The following is a 20,931-nucleotide window of genomic DNA, read 5'->3' as shown; positions in this document are numbered from 1 at the left end:
TATCAGGCCTCCCGACGACGAGCGCACATCATCTCTGCTTCACAAGCGATTTCACCATCCACTTTCGCAACGCCTCTGAAACGAGCGACGCCACGGCGTTCTTTGATGAATTCCACTTCCAGTACCATCTGATCGCCCGGCTCAACAGGACGTTTGAAGCGCGCATTGTCGATCGCGGCAAAGTAGTACAGCTCGCCGGGTTCGAGTTTACCGACGCTTTTAAACGCCAGAATACCAGTAGCCTGAGCCATGGCTTCCAGGATCAGTACGCCGGGGAAAATCGGTTTACCTGGGAAATGCCCCTGGAAAAAAGGTTCATTAAAGGAAATGTTTTTCACTGCACGTAAAAATTTGCCTTCCTCGAAATGCAGTACGCGGTCTACCAGCAAAAACGGATAGCGGTGCGGCAACAGTTCCAGAATCTCTTCAATGTGCAGAGTATGGGTGTCAGTATTCAAAATACTCTTCCTGTCTTAATAAAAAAACGTCATCAACAATGCAGGCTGCGGCTCCCCAATCGAGGGAGCCTCACACAGTCTGCCAATAACAAAGCAAAACAGCTTTGCCCTTCCCTGCAGCAAAGCTCGGTAGAACTGAAGCCAACGGACTTAACTTTTATCGAGTTTTCGCTCTATGGCCTTCAATCGCTTGCTCATGTCATCAATATTCATGACCAAAGCCGCCGTTTTACGCCATGCTTTATTCGGCTGCAGTGGTATGCCAGAGGAGTATACACCAGGCTCGGTGATAGGACGCATAACCATCCCCATTCCCGTCACCGTAACTTTGTCGCAAATTTCCATGTGACCATTTATCACGCTGGCACCGCCAATCATGCAGTAACGTCCGATGGTCAGACTGCCCGCCATGATAACGCCCCCGGCAACGGCGGTATTGTCGCCAATCACCACGTTGTGTGCAATCTGGCATTGGTTATCGATGATGACGCCGTTGCCGATGATCGTGTCATCCAACGCGCCACGGTCGATCGTCGTATTGGCACCTATCTCAACGCGATCGCCAATCATGACCGTACCTAACTGAGGGATCTTCACCCAGTTGCCGCGATCGTTGGCATAACCAAAACCGTCCGAGCCGATGACCGCCCCAGACTGAATCAGGCACTGTTCACCCAGCACGACATTGTGATAAATCGTGACATTGGCCCACAAACGGCTGCCCGCGCCGATGCGCGCATTCTTGCCGATGAAACAGTTAGCGCCAATTACGGCTCCGTCGCCCAGCTCAACGCCGGACTCAATCACCGCATTCGGCCCGATTGAGACGCCTTTACCCAAACGTGCGTCCGACGCAATCGTCGCCGCAGGGGAGATCTGCTCGGCCGGCGCCGGCGTCGTATCCATCACCTGCGCCATACGCGCATAGGTCAAATAAGGGTTTTTCACCACCAGAGCGGCGGTGTGACAGAAAGGCAAATCGGCTTCGGTCACTACGACGGCGGAAGCCTGAGTGGTCGCAAGGCGATCGCGATAACGGCTGTCAGACAAGAAAGTGATCTGACCTGACTGAGCAGAATGCATTGATGCGACGGCGGTGATGACAATATCGCCATCACCGTGCAACTGTGCATCCAACTGTTGTGCCAAAGCATCCAGTCGAATTGAAAACATCGAATTATTTAACCTGTTTCAGCACGTCGGCAGTAATGTCTTTCGCATTGTCCGCGTAGGCGACAGCGTTGGCATCGATGACGATGTCGTAACCCTGCTTGTTGGCAACACTTTTCACAGCATCCTGAATACGGCTCAGGATTTTGTTACGTTCTTCCATCTGGCGACGACGGTTGTCCTGATCAAATGCCTGCGCTTTGGTAGAGAACTGTTCGCGCTGTGCCATGACGTCTTTTTCCATCTTGCTGCGTTCGCTGGCTTTCATCGTAGAGCCATCACGCTGCAGTTTCTGCATTTTCTGCTGCAGATCGCGTTCCATATTCTGGAGCTCTGACGCACGGCCACGGAACTCACTGTCCAGCTGCTTGGCGACGGTTTCGCGTTGCGGCAATTGCTGGAAGATGCTGGATACGTTTACCACTGCAATTTTATCAGCAGCCTGAACGCCTGCTGATGCAGCTAATGCCAGGCCAAGACCTGCGGCACACAACCACTTTTTCACTATAAACTCCTCACGCTAACCTATTTGTGTCTTAACACACTCGTATATGCGCAACAGGCAGCGCGGTGACGCTCCATAAAGGCCGGCGTCCTCAACGCTGCCTGCCGTGCGGCTTGCCTGCATACGTTCTGCTGGCCTCAGATTACCAAGTTTTTCCTATGTTGAACTGGAACTGCTCCGATTTATCCCCATCGTATTTTTTGATCGGCTGGGCATAGGAGAAGACCAACGGCCCCAGCGGAGACATCCACTGCAGCGCAATACCACTTGATACGCGGAAGTTACCCGGTTTGCTGTAATCCGGTACGCCGGCGGCAAGCGTCGCCGGCGTGTTTTCCCAATTGGTATCCCACGCCGTGCCGCCATCGACGAACAAGGATGTGCGCACGGAGTTAGCATATTTTTCGCTGATGAACGGCGTAGGCACGATCAGTTCGGCGCTCAGCACCATGACTGCGTTACCGCCCACTGCATCATCGAGATTGTCTTTGTCGATCGGACAACCTGTATAGGAAGACTCTGTTCCGTTACATTTGTAGTAGGCGGCTTTAGGACCGATGGTATTAGACTGGAAACCACGCACTGAACTCGAACCACCGGCGTAGAAGTTGTCGTAGAACGGCATTTCCTTACCGCCCAGCCCATCGCCATAACCCAGACGAGAGCGGCCCATCAGCACCCAGTTACGATTTTCGCTCAGCGGCAGATAGCTGGTCGAATCCAGAGTGACTTTGTAGTACTCGTTGTCCGAACCAGGAATCGTCACCTTACCGTTCAGCGTCACGCGGCTACCCGACGTCGGGAAATAACCCCGGTCGAGGTTATTGTACGTCCACCCTTGCGTCAGGAAGAAGTCATCAGCCGAGAAGTCCGCGCTGTCGGAGCTGCCGGTCACGACGCCCGGTTCAACGCCGGATTTAGAGAGGTAGCGCCACATCGCGACCTGCGGCTCCATGTCGGACAGGTCGTTGTGAACGTAGTCGAGGCCCAGACGCAACGAGTTGTTCTCGTTGATCGGGAAGCCCAGCGTCGTGCCCACGCCATAGCTGCGGTTGGTGTAGTCGGACAAGTCGGCGTCATACGCCTTGAAGTCGTTATAGAAGATACGGCCGCCCAGACTGACGCCGTCCACCGTAAAGTAAGGGTCTGTCATCGACAGTTCGATATAGGTCTGGTAGTCGTTTTTCGTTCCGGTGATCCCGACAGAGTTCCCCGTACCCAGCCAGTTGTCCTGCTGGACCCCGGCCTGGAAGCTCACGCCGCTCTCGGTCCCGAAACCGATACCGAAGTTCAGGCTACCGGTGTTACGTTCTTTCACCTTATAAACCACGTCGACCTGGTCCGGCGTACCGGGAACGCGCTGCGTTTCCGTATCGACGCTTTCGAAGTAACCGAGTCGATTCAGACGCTCTTTACCCTGATCGACCAAATCATTGCCGAGCCAGCCGCCCTCCATCTGGCGCATCTCACGACGCAGCACAGAGTCTTTAGAGGTGTCGTTGCCTTCAAAGCGAATGCGGCGAACAGAGAAGCGGTTGCCCGCATCCACATTGATGTTCAGGCGCACCGTCTTATCGGCATCGTTGATTTCCGGCTGAGTGACGACGCGCGGATAGGCGTAACCGTAGCGACCCAACAGTTTCTTGATGCTTTCTTCCATCCGGGTCACTTTCGTGCCGTTGTACAGCTCGCCCGGCTGGATTTTGGTCAACCCTTCGATTTCCGCGGAGTGCCCGGCCAGATTGCCACGGACATCTACGCCGGAAAGCTTGTACTGGTCGCCTTCCGTCAGGTTGATGGTGATATAGATGCCTTTTTTATCCGGCGTCAGGCTCACCTGAGTGGAATCGATAGTGAAGCGCGCGTAGCCGCGATCGAGGTAGAAGCTACGCAGCGTTTCGAGATCGCCTGACAGTTTCTGCTTCTGATATTTGCGGTCGCCCACGACGTTCCACCAAGGCACTTCGTCGCGCAACTGGAAGCGTGAAATCAGCTCATCGCTGCTGAACGCTTCGTTGCCAACGATGTTGATCTGTTGGATTTTGGCGGAAACGCCCTCGGTGAACACCAGCTTGAGATCGACACGATTACGCGGCAGCGGCGTGACCACGGCTTTCACCGTTGCACTGTATTTACCGACGCTGTAGTAAAAGTCTTCCAACCCTTTTTCGATGTTGGAAATCATCGTGCGGTCAAGCGCTTCGCCCACGCGAACGCCGGATGCTTCCAGGTTCTCTTTCAGCATGTCTTCCTTCACCGACTTATTGCCGGAAAAAGTGATGCTGGCGATAGTGGGACGTTCTTTCACCTGAACAAGCAGCGTATCGCCATCTCGCAGAACTCGAACATCTTCGAAGTTTCCGGTCGCAAATAAAGCACGGATAATATTCCCGATGTCTTCATCGCTGACGTTATCTCCGACACGGACCGGCATGCTGAGCAATGCCGCACCGACGGCAACCCGTTGCAGGCCCTCGAAATGAATGTCTTTCACTACGAATCCGTCTGCACCGTATACGGTGGCGCTACTGAACAGTAGCGACGCTATGAGCAACTTTTTAATCGCCATCGTTGTTATGCGTTTTTCCTAACTTAATCCACACCTTAAAGGCGCGAGAAATCATTGAAAAGTGCGAGTCCCATTAGCATCATCAGCAGCACAGTGCCAATACGATAACTGAAGTCCTGCACACGCTCGGAAACCGGTCCACCTTTTAGCTTCTCTATCGCCAGAAAGAGCAGGTGACCACCATCTAATACCGGCAGCGGGAACAGATTGATGATCCCCAAATTGACGCTTATCAGTGCCAAAAACATCAGGTAATAAATCAATCCATAATCAGCTGACATTCCTGCACCCTGAGCGATGGATATCGGCCCGCTCAGGCTATTCAGCTTAACGTCGCCAGCAATCAGTTTGCCTATCATGCCGACCGTCAACTTCATCAACTGCCACGTTTTGTCAGTGGCTTCGTAAACGGCGCTGAACGGTCCGTACTGGCGAACGGTTTTATACTCTTCAGGCAGCGGCGTCACCCGCGGGACAACGCCGGCAAACCCTTCAACCCTGTCTTTTCCTAGCATTTTGCTGTCGGGGGTCAGGACGATTGACAAGGTTTCCCCTTCCCGCTCTACCGACAACTCGACGCGCTCACCGGGCCGTTCGCGGACGGCAATGACAAATTGCTGCCAGCGAGACAACTGTCGACCATCGACTTTAACGATCCTGTCCCCAGCTTGCAAACCTGCTTTTTCAGCGGCTGAATGGGGCTGTATTTCGGCCAACACCGCTTCAACCTGCGGCCCACGGGGCACGATGCCCAGAGAAACCGCCGGATCCTGCTTGTCCGGTTCGAAACTCCAGCTGCGCAGATCCAGTTTTTTCTGTTCGATAAGCGACGACCCAAGCGGGGCGGTGCCTATCGTCATATCAGCGTCGCCGATCTTGCTGATAAAAGCGAGACGAACGCTGTCCCAATCAGGCGTTTCGATACCGTCAATTGACTTTAGTTCCATCCCCGGCGAAATTTGCGCCTGGGCGGCAATCGAGTCGGGCAAAACTTCGCCAACCACCGGACGGACGCCTGGAACGCCAAGAATAAAGACCAGCCAATAGGCGAAAATGGCAAAGATGAAATTAGCCATGGGGCCGGCGCTGACGATGGCCGCGCGCTGCCAGACGGTCTTGCGGTCAAACGCCTGATTGACCAACTCAGGCGGAACATCCACCACGCGGCCGTCAAGCATTTTCACATAGCCGCCCAGCGGGATAAGTGCGATGACATATTCGGTGCCTTGGCGATCCCAACGTCGCCATAGCGCCTTTCCGAAGCCGATAGAAAAACGCTCCACCCGGACGCCGCACCGACGGGCGACCCAGAAGTGGCCGAATTCATGAACCGTGATCAGCACGCCAAGGGCGACGATAAATGCGGCCAGACTCCAGAGAATATTCATCATAAACAGGCTCTATCGGTATCCCTAAACAGCGTTGAACAGTAATAGCATCAGGCAGGAAAACACAGGCACCGCCGCCGTAAGACTATCAATGCGATCCATTACCCCGCCGTGACCGGGAATAAGATGACTACTGTCTTTAACGCCCGCTTCGCGTTTGAACATGCTTTCGGTCAAATCGCCCAATACGGAAGCCAGCACGGCGACAATCGAGCAAATCAGCAGGATATGACCCGAATTTGTCAGCGGAACAAAGTAATTGAAAACAACGGAAATCAACGCAGAGCTCGCCAGCCCGCCGATCAGACCTTCCCAGGTTTTTCCCGGAGAGATTTTCGGCGCCAGCTTGTGTCGGCCAAAGAGCTTGCCGAAAACGTAAGCGCCACTGTCGGCGCCCCACACGAGCAACATGACGTACAGTAGCCACCACGCACCGGTGAAGGAGTTGGCTTCGTAGCCCAGTTGGCGCAGCGCCACCATTCCCCAAAAGAACGGGATAATGGTCAGCATACCGGCGACCAGCCGCAGTATGCGTGAATGGCGCCAGGCCAGGGCCGAAGCCGGATAGGACAGTACCATCACCAGCGCCAGGCACCACCAGGCGACCGAGGACCACAGAGACGCCGCGACCTGCATCATGTGCACCGAGCGTTGGTAAGCGGGCATCGTTAACAACATGACGGCCAGCAATAGCCCAAAGAGCAGCGCCAGCCAGATCCGTTGACTGTACGAGACGAATCCAGCCAACTGTCCCCATTCCCAGGCGGCCAGCATACAAACGGCCAACGTCACCAAAGAAAAGCCCAGCAGCGGCAGAAAAAAGAGCGCGGCAATAACGGCAGGAATAAGAATTAAAGCGGTAATCAAGCGATACTTCAGCAAAAGGTCCCCCTAGGATGCAACGACATCGTTAGGTGTGGCTCCTCCGAAGCGACGCTCTCGTTGAGCAAAAGCATTCAGCGCACCTTCAAAGACTTCTTCATCAAAATCGGGCCAGAGGACATCGGTAAAATACAATTCAGCATAGGCTATTTGCCACAATAAAAAGTTGCTGATGCGATGTTCTCCGCCCGTTCTTATTACTAAATCAACCGGTGCCTGCTCGTTAAGGCAGGTGTACTGGCACAGGGTGGCTTCATCGATGGTATCGGGACGCAGCGCACCTTCCTGGACCTGCTCGGCGATTTGTCTGACACCCTGAATGATATCCCAACGGCCGCCATAATTCGCAGCAATATTCAGGGTCAGACCGGTATTATTCGCAGTGAGTTCCTCCGAGAAACGAATACGCTCCTGCAAACGTGAGCTAAAGCGACTGATATCGCCAATAATGCGCAGTTTAACATTGTGTTTGTGCAAGCTTTTGACTTCGCTATCCAGCGCACGCATAAACAGCTGCATTAACGCGGACACTTCTTGCGCCGGCCGACTCCAATTCTCGCTACTGAACGCATAGAGCGTTAGGGCATTCAACTGGTGACGGGCGGCGAAACTGACTGCCCGGCGAACGGATTTGACTCCCGCCTGATGGCCAAAAACGCGTAGTTTACCCCGCTGCTTTGCCCAACGTCCGTTACCATCCATGATGATGGCCACATGACGAGGACTGCATAGCTGCTGGCTTTGGCTGCCTTGTTGATTTTTGGAGGGCATAGCGTGTACTGATTTCCTCAAGCAAGAATATCGATAGGTTCTTTCAGTCATCGGACCTGGCAGCGCAAAAAAAGCCGTGAACTTGCACAGCTTATCGTTACCATTGGCTTATCACGTAAACAGCCTACGCCTAGCGGCGCAGACTATATCATTTCAAAACACGTGCCACAAACGCACACCCTTGCCCGATCAGCGGTGGCGCTGCAGTTCCTGTTGTGCCTGTATCCTTGCCCAGCGGTCGATAGCAAGCACATCATCCACGCTGGCGGGCTCCGGCAGTGCCAACTGTTCCAGAACCTGTCGGTTGACCAGAGCGATGTCCGTAAAACGGATAGCCGACTGCAGAAAAGCCCCGACGGCGACCTCATTGGCTGCATTCAACGCCGTTGTCGCCGCCTGCCCGTGGTTACAGGCTTCTATCGCCAGCGTCAGACAAGGATATCGCTGATAATCCGGCGCCGAAAACGTCAACGCGCCCAGTTGGCAAAAGTCCAGCTTCGGCGCCCCAGAGGCCACGCGTGCCGGATAAGCCATCGCGTGCGCAATGGGCGTCCGCATATCCGGAGATCCCAACTGCGCCAATACGCTGCCGTCCCGATAACGCACCATGGAATGGATGACCGACTGAGGGTGAATCACCACTTCCATCTGCGCTTCCGACGCGTTGAACAGCCAGCGGGCTTCGATGTATTCCAGACCTTTGTTCATCATGGTCGCGGAATCCACGGAAATCTTGCGTCCCATCGACCAGTTGGGATGAGCGCAAGCCTGATCGGGCGTCATCGCCTTCAGTTCCGCCAACGAGGTATCACGGAAAGGACCACCGGAACCGGTCAGGACAATCTGTTCAACGCCGTAATCCATCAGGTCAGCGTAACCCAGCTGATGCTGAATTTGCTCAGGTAAACTCTGAAAAATGGCATTATGTTCGCTGTCGATAGGCAGGAGCTGGGCTCGGTTAGCCGCGACTTCACGCATAAACAGGTGCCCGCAGGTTACGAGCGACTCTTTATTCGCCAATAGTACCTGCTTGCCCGCGCGAATCCCCGCCAGCGTCGGCAATAGTCCCGCCGCCCCCACGATGGCCGCCATAACCTGGTCGACGCCGTCAAGGCCGGCTAACTCACAGGCGCCCTGCTCGCCGCACAGCACCTCGGTTTTACAACCCTGCTCTTTTAGCCGTCGGCGCAATTCACTCGCGCTGTTTTCATCCGCCATCGCAGCAAATTCAGGGCGGAACGCCAGACACTGTTCCACCATTCGCGGCACATTTCGTCCGGCCACCAGCGCGTTCACCGAAAAGTCGTTCGGATTCGCCTTGACCACAGCCAGCGTACTCATGCCGATCGAACCCGTTGAACCTAAAATTGTCAGCTTCTTCATAGGGATGCTCTAATACATATAGCGATTGATGGTCAGATGTGGCAGCAGGCGGGAATCGACTCTTCCATTGCTGTCGGCAATGTGGGTTGAACCGGTATAGATACCGCCAAACCTGAATCAAGGAAGCATAAAAAAATAAAGCGCCGCGAGAGGAAGGGATAAACCTTCACCTACTGGCGGCGCTATCCTGACCGATGGATTTAGAAATCCATCAGTTCTTTTTCTTTGTCAGCCAGCGCGGTGTCGATTTTCTTAATAAAGCTGTCGGTCAGCTTTTGGATCTCATCCTGAGCGCGGCGTTCTTCGTCTTCGCTGATGGTTTTATCCTTCAACTGCGCCTTCAGCTTGTCGTTCGCATCGCGACGCACATTACGCACGGAGACGCGCCCCTGCTCGGCTTCGCCGCGAACCACTTTGATCAGATCTTTACGGCGTTCTTCGGTCAACGCAGGCAGCGGTACACGAATGACCGTACCGGCGGACATCGGATTCAGACCGAGATCGGACGCCATGATCGCTTTTTCAACGGCCGCGCTCAGAGAGCGATCGAAGACCGTCACAGCCAAAGTGCGGGCATCTTCCGCAACGACGTTGGCGACCTGACGCAGCGGCGTTGCGCTACCGTAATATTCTACATGGATGCCGTCCAGCAGGCTGGGAGAAGCCCGTCCGGTACGGACTTTGCTGATTTGGTTTTTGAAAACCTCTACGCATTTTTCCATGCGAGTATCAGCATCTTTTCTGATTTCATTAATCACGTTGTGAACCCTTGAAAACTGGTTGCCTGTCAGATCACGCCTTAGCATAATCCGGTGAATAATTTATGCCCGCCGTAGCAGGCAGAGATAGCGCTATCTTGTATCGCCGAAACAGGATATTACCCTACTTTGACGTTAGCCGTTATTACTGATCAACGTGCCTTCTTTTTCACCCATCACCACACGACGCAATGCGCCAGGCTTGTTCATGTTGAACACGCGGATCGGCAGATTGTGGTCTCGCGCCAGCGTAAATGCGGCAAGATCCATGACCTTCAGCTCACGCTCCAGCACATCCTGGTAGTCCAGCGTTTCGTACAACGTCGCGTTAGGATCTTTTACCGGGTCGGCGGAGTAAACGCCATCGACTTTAGTCGCCTTTAATACCACGTCGGCTTCGATCTCAATGCCGCGCAGACACGCCGCGGAGTCAGTGGTGAAGAACGGGTTGCCGGTGCCGGCGGAGAAAATGACGACGCGGTTGTTACGCAGCAGGCTGATGGCCTCCGCCCAACTATAGTTATCGCACACGCCGTTCAGCGGGATCGCCGACATCAGTCGGGCATTGACGTATGCGCGGTGCAAGGCATCACGCATCGCCAGACCATTCATTACCGTCGCCAGCATCCCCATATGGTCGCCCACAACACGGTTCATTCCCGCCTTGGCGAGCCCAGCGCCGCGAAACAGGTTGCCGCCGCCGATAACCACACCGACCTGAATGCCCAGCTCAACCAGTTCTTTCACTTCCTGAGCCATGCGATCCAGAATGCTAGCATCAATACCGAAACCGTCCGCGCCTTGCAGGGCTTCGCCGCTGAGCTTGAGCAGGATACGTTGATATACGGGTTTTGCGTTGGTTGCCATGGTGTTTTGTCCTAACAGGCTGTCGTCGTATTGGGGATGGTTACACTGCTACACCCGGTTCGCAGAATAGCGAGCTACCCGATGTCATGAACTCTTTTGGCTGGATAAAAAGGAACCGCCAACCGGCGGCTCCTTTTTTTATTAAGACTGCTTGCTCATTGCTGCAACTTCAGCAGCAAAATCAACTTCAGCTTTCTCAATACCTTCACCCACTTCATAACGAATGAAGCTGGTGACGTCTGCGTTGTGCTCTTTCAGCAACTGGCCGACGGTTTTGCTCGGGTCCATCACGAAGTGCTGGCCGGACAGAGAGATTTCGCCGGTGAATTTACGCATACGGCCTTCGACCATTTTTTCTGCGATTTCACGCGGTTTGCCGGACTGCATGGCGATGTCCAGCTGGATCTGGTGCTCGCGGGCAACAACGTCAGCCGGAACATCTTCGGCCTTCACGTATTCAGGCTTGCTGGCGGCGATATGCATAGCGATGTGCTTGATCAGCTCTTCGTCGGCACCCGTTGCAGCAACCATAACGCCGATACGCGCGCCGTGCAGGTAGCAACCCAGCGCGTCGCCGGACAGTACGGAGATACGACGGATGTTGATATTTTCACCGATTTTGGCCACCAGCGCAGTACGCTGATCTTCAAACTTGGCTTTCAGTTCTTCAACGTCGGTAATGCGATCGTTCAGAGCAGCGGTAGCGACTTCTTCACCAAACGCTTTGAAACCGGCATCTTTGGCGACAAAGTCAGTTTCACAGTTCAGTTCAGCGATGACGCCGTATTTGCCGTCTGCAGAAATCTTGGTCAGGATGATGCCTTCGGCAGCAACTCGACCCGCTTTCTTGGCAGCTTTAGCCTGGCCGGATTTACGCATGTTGTCGATGGCCAGCTCAATGTCGCCATTCGCTTCAACCAGCGCTTTTTTACATTCCATCATGCCTGCGCCAGTACGTTCGCGCAGTTCTTTTACCAGGGCAGCGGTAATTTCAGCCATTATCTTTTCCTCGTTATCTCGTGGGGGAGATAAGTAAAAGGGGGCCTTTACAGGCCCCCTAACCAACATATATCAATACCTGGTTAATAAGGGCTCTACAGAGCCAGCCTTATTATTCAGCTTCGACGAAGCTCTCTTCAGCCTGCTCAACCAGGTCCTGAGAACGGCCTTCGCGCACTGCTGCGGCAACGGCATTCAGGTACAGGCTAACGGCGCGGATGGCGTCATCGTTACCAGGGATAATGTAGTCAACGCCATCGGGATCGGAGTTGGTATCAACGATAGAGAATACCGGGATACCCAGGTTGTTAGCTTCTTTGATCGCAATGTGTTCGTGATCGGCATCGATCACGAACAGCGCGTCAGGCAGACCGCCCATGTCTTTGATACCGCCCAGGCTGTTTTCCAGCTTGTCCAGTTCACGAGTACGAACCAGGGCTTCTTTTTTGGTCAGCTTATCGAAAGTGCCGTCCTGAGACTGCGTTTCCAAATCTTTCAAACGTTTGATGGACTGACGAACTGTTTTCCAGTTAGTCAGCATGCCGCCCAACCAGCGATGGTTCACGAAGAACTGATCGCAGTTGGTAGCAGCTTCTTTTACCGCTTCGCTTGCTGCGCGTTTGGTACCAACGAACAGAATTTTGCCCTTGCGAGAAGAGATTTTGCTCAGCTCAGCCAGTGCGTCGTTGAACATCGGTACGGTTTTTTCAAGGTTGATGATGTGAACTTTGTTACGTGCACCGAAGATGAAGGGCTTCATTTTCGGGTTCCAGTAACGGGTCTGGTGACCAAAGTGTACGCCAGCCTTGAGCATGTCGCGCATGGAAACAGTTGCCATGATTACCTCTATAAATTAAGTATGGGGTTATGCCTCCACGTGTCCCATTATGCCGACCCCGCAGCATGCTGCAGAGCACCCCGGCAAATGTGCCGACACGTGTGTGTTATTTACACATAGTGAGTATTTAGTTATCCGAAGCAGACATCAGCGTTTCATCGCCAGCCGGATCACCGGCGCGCTTTATACCATAAACAGCCCACTGACACCAACTTTACTTGCGCTTTTGCGCCCGCGCGCCAATGATGATTTGGCAGTCCCCGGCAGGGCTGATACCATAAGTCACTCTTTGCTGACCCTATTTTCGTTAGGAACATTCACACCTGCGGACACACTCAATGGCTATTTCTATTAAAACTCCGGAAGATATTGAAAAAATGCGTGTAGCTGGGCGACTGGCGGCTGAAGTGCTTGAAATCATCGAGCCTCACGTCGTACCGGGCGTCACTACGGGTGAACTGGATCGCATTTGTCACGATCACATCACCAACAAGCAGCATGCGATTTCAGCCTGTCTGGGTTACCACGGCTTTCCCAAGTCGGTGTGCATCTCCATCAATGAAGTCATCTGCCACGGTATTCCCTCTGATGAGAAACACCTCAAAGACGGCGACATCGTCAATATCGACGTGACGGTTATCAAGGACGGTTTCCACGGTGATACCTCCAAAATGTTCATCGTCGGCAAGCCTACGATCCTGGGCGAACGTCTGTGTCGCGTCACGCAGGACAGCCTGTATCTGGCGATAAAAATGGTGAAACCCGGCATTCGTCTGCGTTCGCTCGGTAAAGCCATTCAGCAGTTCGTCGAAGCGCAGGATTTCTCGGTGGTGCGCGAATACTGCGGACACGGTATCGGCACCGGCTTCCACGAAGAACCGCAGGTTCTGCACTATAATGCGGACGATGGCGGCGTCGTACTGAAGCCCGGCATGGCGTTCACCATCGAGCCGATGGTCAATGCCGGTGATTTCCGCATTCGCACCATGAAAGACGGCTGGACGGTGAAAACCAAAGATCGCAGCTTGTCGGCGCAGTACGAGCACACTATTGTGGTGACAGAAGACGGATGCGAAATAATGACGTTGCGTAAGGATGACACCATCCCAAAAATCATCACGCATCAGGAATAAACAGCTGCCGGCAATCGCCGGCTTTTTTATGGGCGCCGTACATGAACGAAATCGATCAGAACCTGCCGCACATCACTCAAGGGACGCCGACGACGGCCTACCCCGCCCCCCAATCTCCGCTGACCTTCAGCGACGACATGCTGGAACGCCAGACGCTAAAACAGCATCTAGAACAGTTCCAGATGTGGCTGACGGATGAGTTCAAGGCCGGCGTCAGCGCGGAAACCCTGATCGACGCCCGGACACTGTTCATCGACCGCCTGTTGCAACGGCTGTGGCACTTCTACCAATTGGACAGCGCGGAGCAAACGGCTTTGGTTGCCGTCGGCGGCTACGGGCGCGGAGAACTACATCCGCTCTCCGATATCGATCTGCTTGTTCTGAGCCGTGATGGATTTGACGAAGCGCAGTCACAGGCCGTCAGCCAGTTGATTACCCTGCTCTGGGATCTGCGTCTGGAGGTCGGTCACAGCGTAAGAACGCTGGACGAGTGTCTGGAGGAAGGTCAGGCGGATATCTCCGTCGCGACCAACCTGATCGAATCCCGCATGATCTGCGGCGACGTCGCCCTGTTTCTGTCTCTGCAGAAACACATTTTCAGCGTCGACTTCTGGCCGTCGGCCTCCTTCTTCGCCGCTAAAGTCGCCGAACAGCGAGAACGTCATCAGCGCTACCACGGCACCAGCTATAACCTGGAGCCGGATATCAAAAGCATCCCCGGCGGCCTGCGCGATATCCATACGCTGCTTTGGGTTGCGCGGCGCCACTTCGGCGCGACGTCTCTGAATGAAATGGTCGGTTTCGGATACCTGACAGAAGCCGAGCGCAACGAACTCAACGAATGCCAAAGCTTTCTGTGGCGCATCCGCTTCGCTCTGCACTTACTGCTAAGCCGCTACGACAACCGTTTGCTGTTTGACCGCCAGTTGAACGTGGCGCAGTTGTTGCGGTATCAGGGAGAGGGAAACGCGCCCGTCGAGCGCATGATGAAAGACTTTTTCCGGGTCACGAGACGGGTATATGAGCTTAATCAGATGCTGCTTCAGCTGTTCGATGAAGCCATTCTGGCGCTCGATCCGCATGAAAAACCGCGAATGCTGGACGACGAGTTCCAGCTGCGCGGCACGCTTATCGATCTGCAGGATGATACGCTGTTCGATAATAAACCCGAAGCCATCATGCGCATGTTCTATGCCATGGTGCGTCATCCTGAAATCACCGGCATCTATTCGACGACGCTGCGCCGACTGCGTTACGCCCGCCGTCACCTTGCCAAACCGTTGTGCACCATCCCGGAAGCCCGCAGCCTGTTCATGAATATTCTCCGTCACCCGCGCGCGGTCACTCAGGCGCTGTTGCCTATGCACCGGCACAGCGTGCTGTGGGCCTATATGCCGCAGTGGAGTAATATCGTCGGCCAGATGCAGTTCGATTTATTCCACGCCTACACCGTGGACGAACACACCATTCGCGTCTTGCTCAAGCTGGAAAGCTTCGCCGATGAGTCCACGCTGGAGGAGCATCCGTTGTGCGTGAAACTGTATCCGCGGCTGCCTCAACCGGAACTGCTGCTGCTGGCCGCATTGTTCCACGACATCGCCAAGGGCCGCGGCGGCGACCACTCGGAGCTGGGCGCGAAAGATGCGCTGGAGTTCGCTGCGTTGCATGGACTGAACCTGCGTGAAGCGCAGCTGGTTTCGTGGCTGGTACGCTGTCATCTGATGATGTCGGTCACCGCACAACGCCGCGATATTCAGGATCCGGCGGTCATTCAGCAGTTCGCCGAGGAAGTACAGAGTGAAACCCGGCTGCGCTACCTGATTAATCTGACCGTCGCCGATATCTGTGCGACCAATGAAACGCTGTGGAATAGCTGGAAACAGAGCCTGTTGCACGAACTGTACTTCGCCACCGAAAAACAGCTACGACGCGGTATGCAACATTCCCCCGACCTTCGGAAGCGGGTACGGCATCATCGTCAGCAGGCGCTGGCGCTGCTGCGTATGGAAAATATCGACGAAACTGCGCTGAATGGTATTTGGAGCCGCTGCCGCGCCGACTATTTCCTGCGCCATACGCCCAATCAGCTGGCCTGGCATGCCGTACACCTGGTGAACCACGATCCCAGCAAACCGCTGGTGCTAATCGGTGATGACACCACGCGCGGCGGCACGGAAATCTTTATCTGGAGTCCCGACCGCCCCTATCTGTTCGCTACCGTAGCCGGCGAGCTGGATCGCCGTAATCTGAACGTTCATGATGCGCAGATCTTTACCAGCCGTGACGGGATGGCGATGGATACCTTCATCGTGCTGGAGCCCGAGGGCACCCCGGTAGCGCAGGATCGTCACAACATGATTCAGCTTGCGATTGAACAGGCGCTGACGCAGAAGGACTATCACTCTCCCCGCATTCGCCGCACGTCGTCCAAGCTCCGTCATTTCAGCGTCGAGACCGAAGTCGGCTTTCTGCCGACGACGCACACCGATCGCCGCAGTTACATGGAGCTGGTCGCCCTCGATCAACCCGGCCTGTTGGCTCAGGTCGGTGAGGTATTCGCCGAACTTCGCATATCGCTGCACGGCGCCCGTATTTCCACCATCGGCGAACGCGTAGAGGATTTATTTATTCTGGCGGACAACGATCGGCGGGCATTGAGCCTGGAATTGCAGCTTAAATTGCAACAACGGTTGACAGAGGCCCTCAACCCAAACGATAAAGTAGGCTTGTGTTAATTAATCATCACTTTGGTAATCACGAGATAGAGAGTCAGGATGCAGCAATTACAAAACGTCATCGAAACCGCCTTCGAACGCCGCGCAGAAATCACTCCGGCTAATGCAGATACCGCCACGCGTGAAGCGGTCAACCAGGCCATTAGCCTGCTGGACAGCGGCGCGCTGCGCGTCGCAGAGAAAATCGACGGTCAGTGGGTCACTCATCAGTGGCTGAAAAAAGCCGTACTGCTTTCCTTCCGTATCAATGAAAACCGCATCATTGATGGCAACGAAACACGTTACTACGACAAAGTGCCGATGAAATTCGCCGACTACGACGAAGCACGCTTCCAGCGCGAAGGCTTCCGTGTCGCGCCGCCGGCCAGCGTTCGTCAGGGCGCCTTTATCGCGCGGAATACCGTCCTGATGCCTTCCTACGTCAACATCGGCGCCTATGTCGATGAAGGCACAATGGTCGATACCTGGGTCACCGTGGGCTCTTGCGCGCAGATCGGTAAAAACGTCCACCTGTCCGGCGGCGTCGGTATCGGCGGCGTTCTGGAACCGCTGCAGGCCAATCCGACCATCATTGAAGACAACTGCTTCATCGGCGCGCGTTCCGAAATCGTGGAGGGCGTGATCGTCGAAGAAGGCTCCGTCATTTCAATGGGCGTATTCATCAGCCAAAGCACCCGCATTTATGACCGCGAAACCGGTGAAGTCCACTTCGGTCGCGTACCGGCAGGCTCTGTCGTCGTTTCCGGCAATATGCCCTCCAAAGATGGCAGCCACAGCCTTTACTGCGCCGTCATCGTCAAGAAAGTCGATGCGAAAACCCGCGGTAAAGTGGGCATCAACGAGCTGTTGCGCACCATCGACTGATAAACATACATTTGGCGGGTGAAATGACCCGCCATTTTATGACCGGTCGGGACACGGCGCTACGGACCCGCTGCATTGCATAAAAATGTAGCATGGCTTAGAACAGGAAGAGGTGATGCTATGTATGACAATCTGAAGAGCCTGGGGATCAGCAACCCGGGAGATATCGACCGTTATAGCCTGCGGCAGGAAGCCAGCAATGACATTCTGAAAATCTATTTCCGCAAGGATAAAGGAGAGTTTTTCGCCAAAAGCGTGAAATTCAAATATCCCCGTCAACGCAAAACCATTGCGGCGGATAATGCGGGTCAGGGCTTCCGGGAAATTAACGAAATCAGTCCCAATCTCCGTTATGTCGTTGATGAGCTTGACCAAATCTGTCAGCGCGAACAGGTGGAAGTCGACTTGAAAAGCAAAATTCTGGCCGATTTGCGTCATCTTGAAAGCGTCGTCACCAACAAGATAAGCGAGATTGAATCTGATTTGGAAAAACTGACCAAAAACCGTTAAAAGCGTCTAATTACTTATTGCGCTATGCAGCAAAACGGGGCCGAAGCCCCGTTTTTTATGCGCTGAATTTGTACCGCAACCGCAAAAGTCGAAATTAGGCGCGACTTTCCACCTGGTCAGCCCAGGTTTCAACCCATGCACAGGACACGACTTCCGGCTCCGGCTGCTCGGTGGCGTCGATCTCTAGCCGCTCGCCGATTCGCTCGGCCCCCAGCTCTTGCAACAAGGCATCGAATTGACGCCCGCCGCCGCAGTAAACGTCATAGCTACTGTCGCCCAGCGCAATCAGACCGTAGCCCATATGAGGTAAAGGCCCGCAGGTATCGCGCAGTGCCGTGTACAAAGAGACGATAGACTCAGGCAGTTCCCCCTGCCCTGTCGTGGAGGTCACAACCAGCACCCACTGCTCACGATACGTCAGCCAGTCTTCCAACGAGGCACCCTCGAAAATTTTCACTTCGTGTCCGCGCTCTCTGAGAATATTTTCCGCTTCTTCTGCTACCAACAACGCATTACCGTAAACGGTGCCAACAAAAATACCGATCTGAGCCATGACGCGACTCCCTCAATCAGACAGATTTAACCCCGCTATCCTGACCTCAGGCTGCGGGAAACTCAACCCTTTCAATATCAGGGAGAATACCCTCCCAACCGAACTGCGACATCACGCTCTGCCAAGTCTCATCCCAACGTGCCTTAAGCTCCAACGGCTCCCCTGTAGCAGGGTGGACGAGCGACAGACAGCTGGCATGCAGCATCATCCGCTGACAGCCAAAATGGGCGGCCATACCGCGATTTTGCTTCAAATCGCCGTGCGTGCTGTCACCGATAATGGGGTGATGGATATGACTCATATGCCGCCGAAGCTGATGCTTACGCCCGTTTTCCGGTCGCAGTTCCATCAACGTGTAACGAGACGTCGGATAGCGGCCGATGGCAACCGGCATATCCGCCTGCGCCAGCGCACGATAATGGCTGACCGCAGGCTGTGGGCCCTTATTGGGATTGGCGAACTTGTCCGCAATCTTGTCCAGCTCTTCCGTTAATGCATAGTCAATGGTAGCAGAATCAAAAATGTGTCCGCGCACAACGGCATGATAGGTTTTCTTAAGGTCGTGCTGTTCAAACAGCGAGGACAGCTGGCGAGCGACATCGCTGGATAGCGCCAGCAGCAGCACGCCGGAAGTCGGCCGATCGAGACGATGCACGGTATAAACGTGCCGACCTATCTGGTCGCGCACCGTCTGCATGACCACCACTTTTTCTTTGCGGTCGAGCCAGCTACGATGTACCAGCCATCCGGGCGGCTTATTAACCGCCACCAGATAATCATCCTGATAGAGAATGTCCAACATCGGTTTACTCTCCAAAGAAATCATCCAGCTCGCGCAGCGTGTTCAAAAGAGGCTGTAATTCCTCTTTGCGTCCTTCGAACGCCATTTCGAAATAGGGGTGGATGGCAAAACTCTCAGGCAATGGCGCGCCGCTGTCCAGCAAGGCATGCATACGCGGCAACAGCACCCACTGCAGCCACTGTGAAGCTTCCATGGTATCCACGCAGAAAGGCTCGGCGCTGGAGAAGGCTTCCGCCTCCGGCGGTTTGTTCTGCCACAATTCACTTTGTTTCAGGGCGTATTCAACCGCGAACAGAGTTTGCCGAAGATGAATTTCTTCACTCATACAGGGGTCTCAAACAGACTAACGGTAGGGCGGCAAAGGATAGCATTGATGCCGCGCGATGGCATCCAGCGAAATGTCTTCGCGTCGAGATATCGCCGGAACAAAAAAATGGGGGTACCGATTGCTCAGTACCCCCGATTCGTTTTATAGCAATCCAGCTACACAATTGCTTCCCTGCTCATCCTTGAAAACTTTTCCTTTGTGGTCATCCCGACCCGCGATTCCTTCGCTGGCGATCCCTCTTTCTTCCCTGACTGCCGTTCCTTCACGATCGTCCTAATCTTGTTCCCTTTAGGCTCCAGCCCCACCAGCATGTCCAAGCCGGCTCCCATTCTCCATCATGGAGGTGTCCGTGTTTTCATCCTGAAAACATTTCATCCTGCAGCTTTTCGGCTGGAACGGACGAGTAATCATTAAATAACGGTATTACTTCGTCCTGTTACCATGTTGCCTGGCGAATAATAAGATGTATTAATTAAAGCAAATCAGCAAGCCCCTAATTCAAAGCAACATACCTTCCGCTCGGTCAACCTCAATACCATAATTTGCAATTAGCTGAAAAATAATGGTTAATTGTTATTTTAACACTACGTTAATATAAAATATAAGCGATAACCTACAGCTATTGTGAGACATTTCTCACACGCTAAAAAGCGAAACACGCTTCAATGGTTCTGAATCAATGGCTGAAGCTTATATAAAAATTCAGCTAATGTCGCGGCAAGCACACGTCTTTTCTGCGTTCCAAACTCTTCCAGAATGACGTCACCACTTATATTGCACAGAGATATTAACGTCATTTCCGACGCCGTTGTCGCTAAAAACAGCGTCGGCGGCAGCTTCCGTCGCTTCTGCGTCACCAGGTGACCGATCAGGTTTTCCTGCATGCGGATAAGGTCGTCATCGCTCCATGCCTGCAACAATGTGCAATGAATATCGTCAAAGCACGCCTCCATATCTCCGGCATACTGGCTGGTGTAGAACACGTGTGCGTCTGGGTGCAGTTGGATATCCATCGCACGTTCGACGCCGTCCAGACACTTGTCGTCTCCGCCTGACTGTGGCAACCACCGCACCTGTCCGTCATGGGTGCCGACGATACAAGGCGAGGGAATGCCATACAGCGCTTCAGACGCGGGAGGATGCCCCTCAAGATCCAGCCAACGATCCACATAGCGCTGGGTAAAATCGGTTAACGCCTGCAACACGTGTTGATCCATCATTCTTTATTACTCTACCGGTCGGGTTACACTACCCCGCATTGTAACCTGAGAGTACTGCCGGTCGTCGATAGCCTCACGGCCAAAATGCGTAACGCCGCGCAGAGCCGACGTCACGACGCTGTCGAAGATTGGCAAAATGATTAGCTCACGTTAAGGTGAAGAGGCGAGTCGAAAAAAGTCCGATGAAAGAACCGACGT

General features: G+C 54.0%; 20 protein-coding genes. 4 read left to right on the top strand and 16 right to left on the bottom strand.

Features of this window, described 5'->3' with window-relative positions; genetic code table 11:
- Positions 1-2: 2 nt before the first annotated feature.
- The 12 genes from fabZ to rpsB form a co-directional block, all read right to left on the bottom strand.
- Positions 3-458, bottom strand: a complete 456-nt coding sequence (gene fabZ, locus I6N93_RS04445; RefSeq protein ID WP_026738770.1) for a 3-hydroxyacyl-ACP dehydratase FabZ — start codon at positions 456-458, stop codon at positions 3-5.
- Positions 459-608: 150 nt separating this feature from the next.
- Positions 609-1,631 (bottom strand): UDP-3-O-(3-hydroxymyristoyl)glucosamine N-acyltransferase, encoded by a 1,023-nt coding sequence (lpxD, locus tag I6N93_RS04440; protein WP_085688174.1) that lies wholly within the window; start codon positions 1,629-1,631, stop codon positions 609-611.
- Between the two features lie 4 nt (positions 1,632-1,635).
- Positions 1,636-2,133, bottom strand: coding sequence for a molecular chaperone Skp (skp, locus tag I6N93_RS04435; RefSeq protein WP_085688176.1), 498 nt, complete (start codon positions 2,131-2,133; stop codon positions 1,636-1,638).
- Between the two features lie 142 nt (positions 2,134-2,275).
- Positions 2,276-4,702, bottom strand: coding sequence for an outer membrane protein assembly factor BamA (bamA, locus tag I6N93_RS04430; RefSeq protein WP_085688178.1), 2,427 nt, complete (start codon positions 4,700-4,702; stop codon positions 2,276-2,278).
- Positions 4,703-4,737: 35 nt separating this feature from the next.
- Positions 4,738-6,093 (bottom strand): sigma E protease regulator RseP, encoded by a 1,356-nt coding sequence (gene rseP, locus I6N93_RS04425; RefSeq protein WP_085688179.1) that lies wholly within the window; start codon positions 6,091-6,093, stop codon positions 4,738-4,740.
- Positions 6,094-6,114: 21 nt separating this feature from the next.
- A complete protein-coding gene (gene cdsA, locus I6N93_RS04420) occupies positions 6,115-6,972 on the bottom strand; it encodes a phosphatidate cytidylyltransferase (protein ID WP_085688181.1) in 858 nt (285 codons plus the stop codon).
- A 9-nt stretch (positions 6,973-6,981) separates the two neighbouring features.
- Positions 6,982-7,743 carry a (2E,6E)-farnesyl-diphosphate-specific ditrans,polycis-undecaprenyl-diphosphate synthase gene (ispU, locus tag I6N93_RS04415; protein ID WP_085688183.1) on the bottom strand — a complete coding sequence of 254 codons (762 nt, stop codon included), beginning with the start codon at positions 7,741-7,743 and terminating at the stop codon, positions 6,982-6,984.
- 189 nt (positions 7,744-7,932) lie between these two features.
- The gene (ispC, locus tag I6N93_RS04410) at positions 7,933-9,126 is read right to left on the bottom strand and encodes a 1-deoxy-D-xylulose-5-phosphate reductoisomerase (RefSeq protein ID WP_085688185.1); all 1,194 of its coding nucleotides are present in this window, start codon (positions 9,124-9,126) and stop codon (positions 7,933-7,935) included.
- A 200-nt stretch (positions 9,127-9,326) separates the two neighbouring features.
- Positions 9,327-9,884 carry a ribosome recycling factor gene (gene frr, locus I6N93_RS04405; RefSeq protein ID WP_085688187.1) on the bottom strand — a complete coding sequence of 186 codons (558 nt, stop codon included), beginning with the start codon at positions 9,882-9,884 and terminating at the stop codon, positions 9,327-9,329.
- A gap of 135 nt (positions 9,885-10,019) precedes the next feature.
- Positions 10,020-10,751, bottom strand: a complete 732-nt coding sequence (pyrH, locus tag I6N93_RS04400) for a UMP kinase (protein WP_026738761.1) — start codon at positions 10,749-10,751, stop codon at positions 10,020-10,022.
- Positions 10,752-10,892: 141 nt separating this feature from the next.
- Entirely contained in the window at positions 10,893-11,750 is an 858-nt protein-coding gene (gene tsf / locus I6N93_RS04395) for a translation elongation factor Ts (protein ID WP_085688189.1), read from the bottom strand.
- A 112-nt stretch (positions 11,751-11,862) separates the two neighbouring features.
- Positions 11,863-12,588, bottom strand: coding sequence for a 30S ribosomal protein S2 (gene rpsB / locus I6N93_RS04390; RefSeq protein WP_026738759.1), 726 nt, complete (start codon positions 12,586-12,588; stop codon positions 11,863-11,865).
- A 338-nt stretch (positions 12,589-12,926) separates the two neighbouring features.
- Here rpsB and map point away from each other — a divergent pair, with 338 nt between their 5' ends.
- The 4 genes from map (at position 12,927) to I6N93_RS04370 (ending at position 17,830) form a co-directional block, all read left to right on the top strand.
- On the top strand, positions 12,927-13,721 hold the full coding sequence (map, locus tag I6N93_RS04385) for a type I methionyl aminopeptidase (RefSeq protein ID WP_085688191.1): 795 nt from the start codon (positions 12,927-12,929) through the stop codon (positions 13,719-13,721).
- Between the two features lie 41 nt (positions 13,722-13,762).
- On the top strand, positions 13,763-16,456 hold the full coding sequence (glnD, locus tag I6N93_RS04380) for a bifunctional uridylyltransferase/uridylyl-removing protein GlnD (RefSeq protein ID WP_085688193.1): 2,694 nt from the start codon (positions 13,763-13,765) through the stop codon (positions 16,454-16,456).
- 39 nt (positions 16,457-16,495) lie between these two features.
- Complete coding sequence (gene dapD / locus I6N93_RS04375) at positions 16,496-17,320, top strand: 2,3,4,5-tetrahydropyridine-2,6-dicarboxylate N-succinyltransferase (protein ID WP_085688195.1); 825 nt, start codon at positions 16,496-16,498, stop codon at positions 17,318-17,320.
- Positions 17,321-17,440: 120 nt separating this feature from the next.
- Entirely contained in the window at positions 17,441-17,830 is a 390-nt protein-coding gene (locus I6N93_RS04370; protein ID WP_085688197.1) for a DUF3461 family protein, read from the top strand.
- A gap of 94 nt (positions 17,831-17,924) precedes the next feature.
- On the opposite strand, the gene I6N93_RS04365 is transcribed toward I6N93_RS04370, so the two are convergent.
- The 4 genes from I6N93_RS04365 to syd all read right to left on the bottom strand — a co-directional run bounded on the left by I6N93_RS04365 (position 17,925) and on the right by syd (position 20,730).
- The gene (locus I6N93_RS04365; protein ID WP_085688199.1) at positions 17,925-18,383 is read right to left on the bottom strand and encodes a flavodoxin; all 459 of its coding nucleotides are present in this window, start codon (positions 18,381-18,383) and stop codon (positions 17,925-17,927) included.
- A gap of 46 nt (positions 18,384-18,429) precedes the next feature.
- Positions 18,430-19,185 carry a tRNA pseudouridine(65) synthase TruC gene (truC, locus tag I6N93_RS04360; protein WP_085688235.1) on the bottom strand — a complete coding sequence of 252 codons (756 nt, stop codon included), beginning with the start codon at positions 19,183-19,185 and terminating at the stop codon, positions 18,430-18,432.
- 4 nt (positions 19,186-19,189) lie between these two features.
- On the bottom strand, positions 19,190-19,510 hold the full coding sequence (locus I6N93_RS04355) for a YqcC family protein (RefSeq protein ID WP_085688201.1): 321 nt from the start codon (positions 19,508-19,510) through the stop codon (positions 19,190-19,192).
- A gap of 665 nt (positions 19,511-20,175) precedes the next feature.
- Positions 20,176-20,730, bottom strand: coding sequence for a SecY-interacting protein (gene syd / locus I6N93_RS04350; RefSeq protein ID WP_085688203.1), 555 nt, complete (start codon positions 20,728-20,730; stop codon positions 20,176-20,178).
- Positions 20,731-20,931: the final 201 nt, after the last annotated feature.

The organism is Lonsdalea populi, from assembly GCF_015999465.1.
GTDB lineage: Bacteria > Pseudomonadota > Gammaproteobacteria > Enterobacterales > Enterobacteriaceae > Lonsdalea > Lonsdalea populi.
This window is presented reverse-complemented; position numbering and strand designations above follow the sequence as displayed.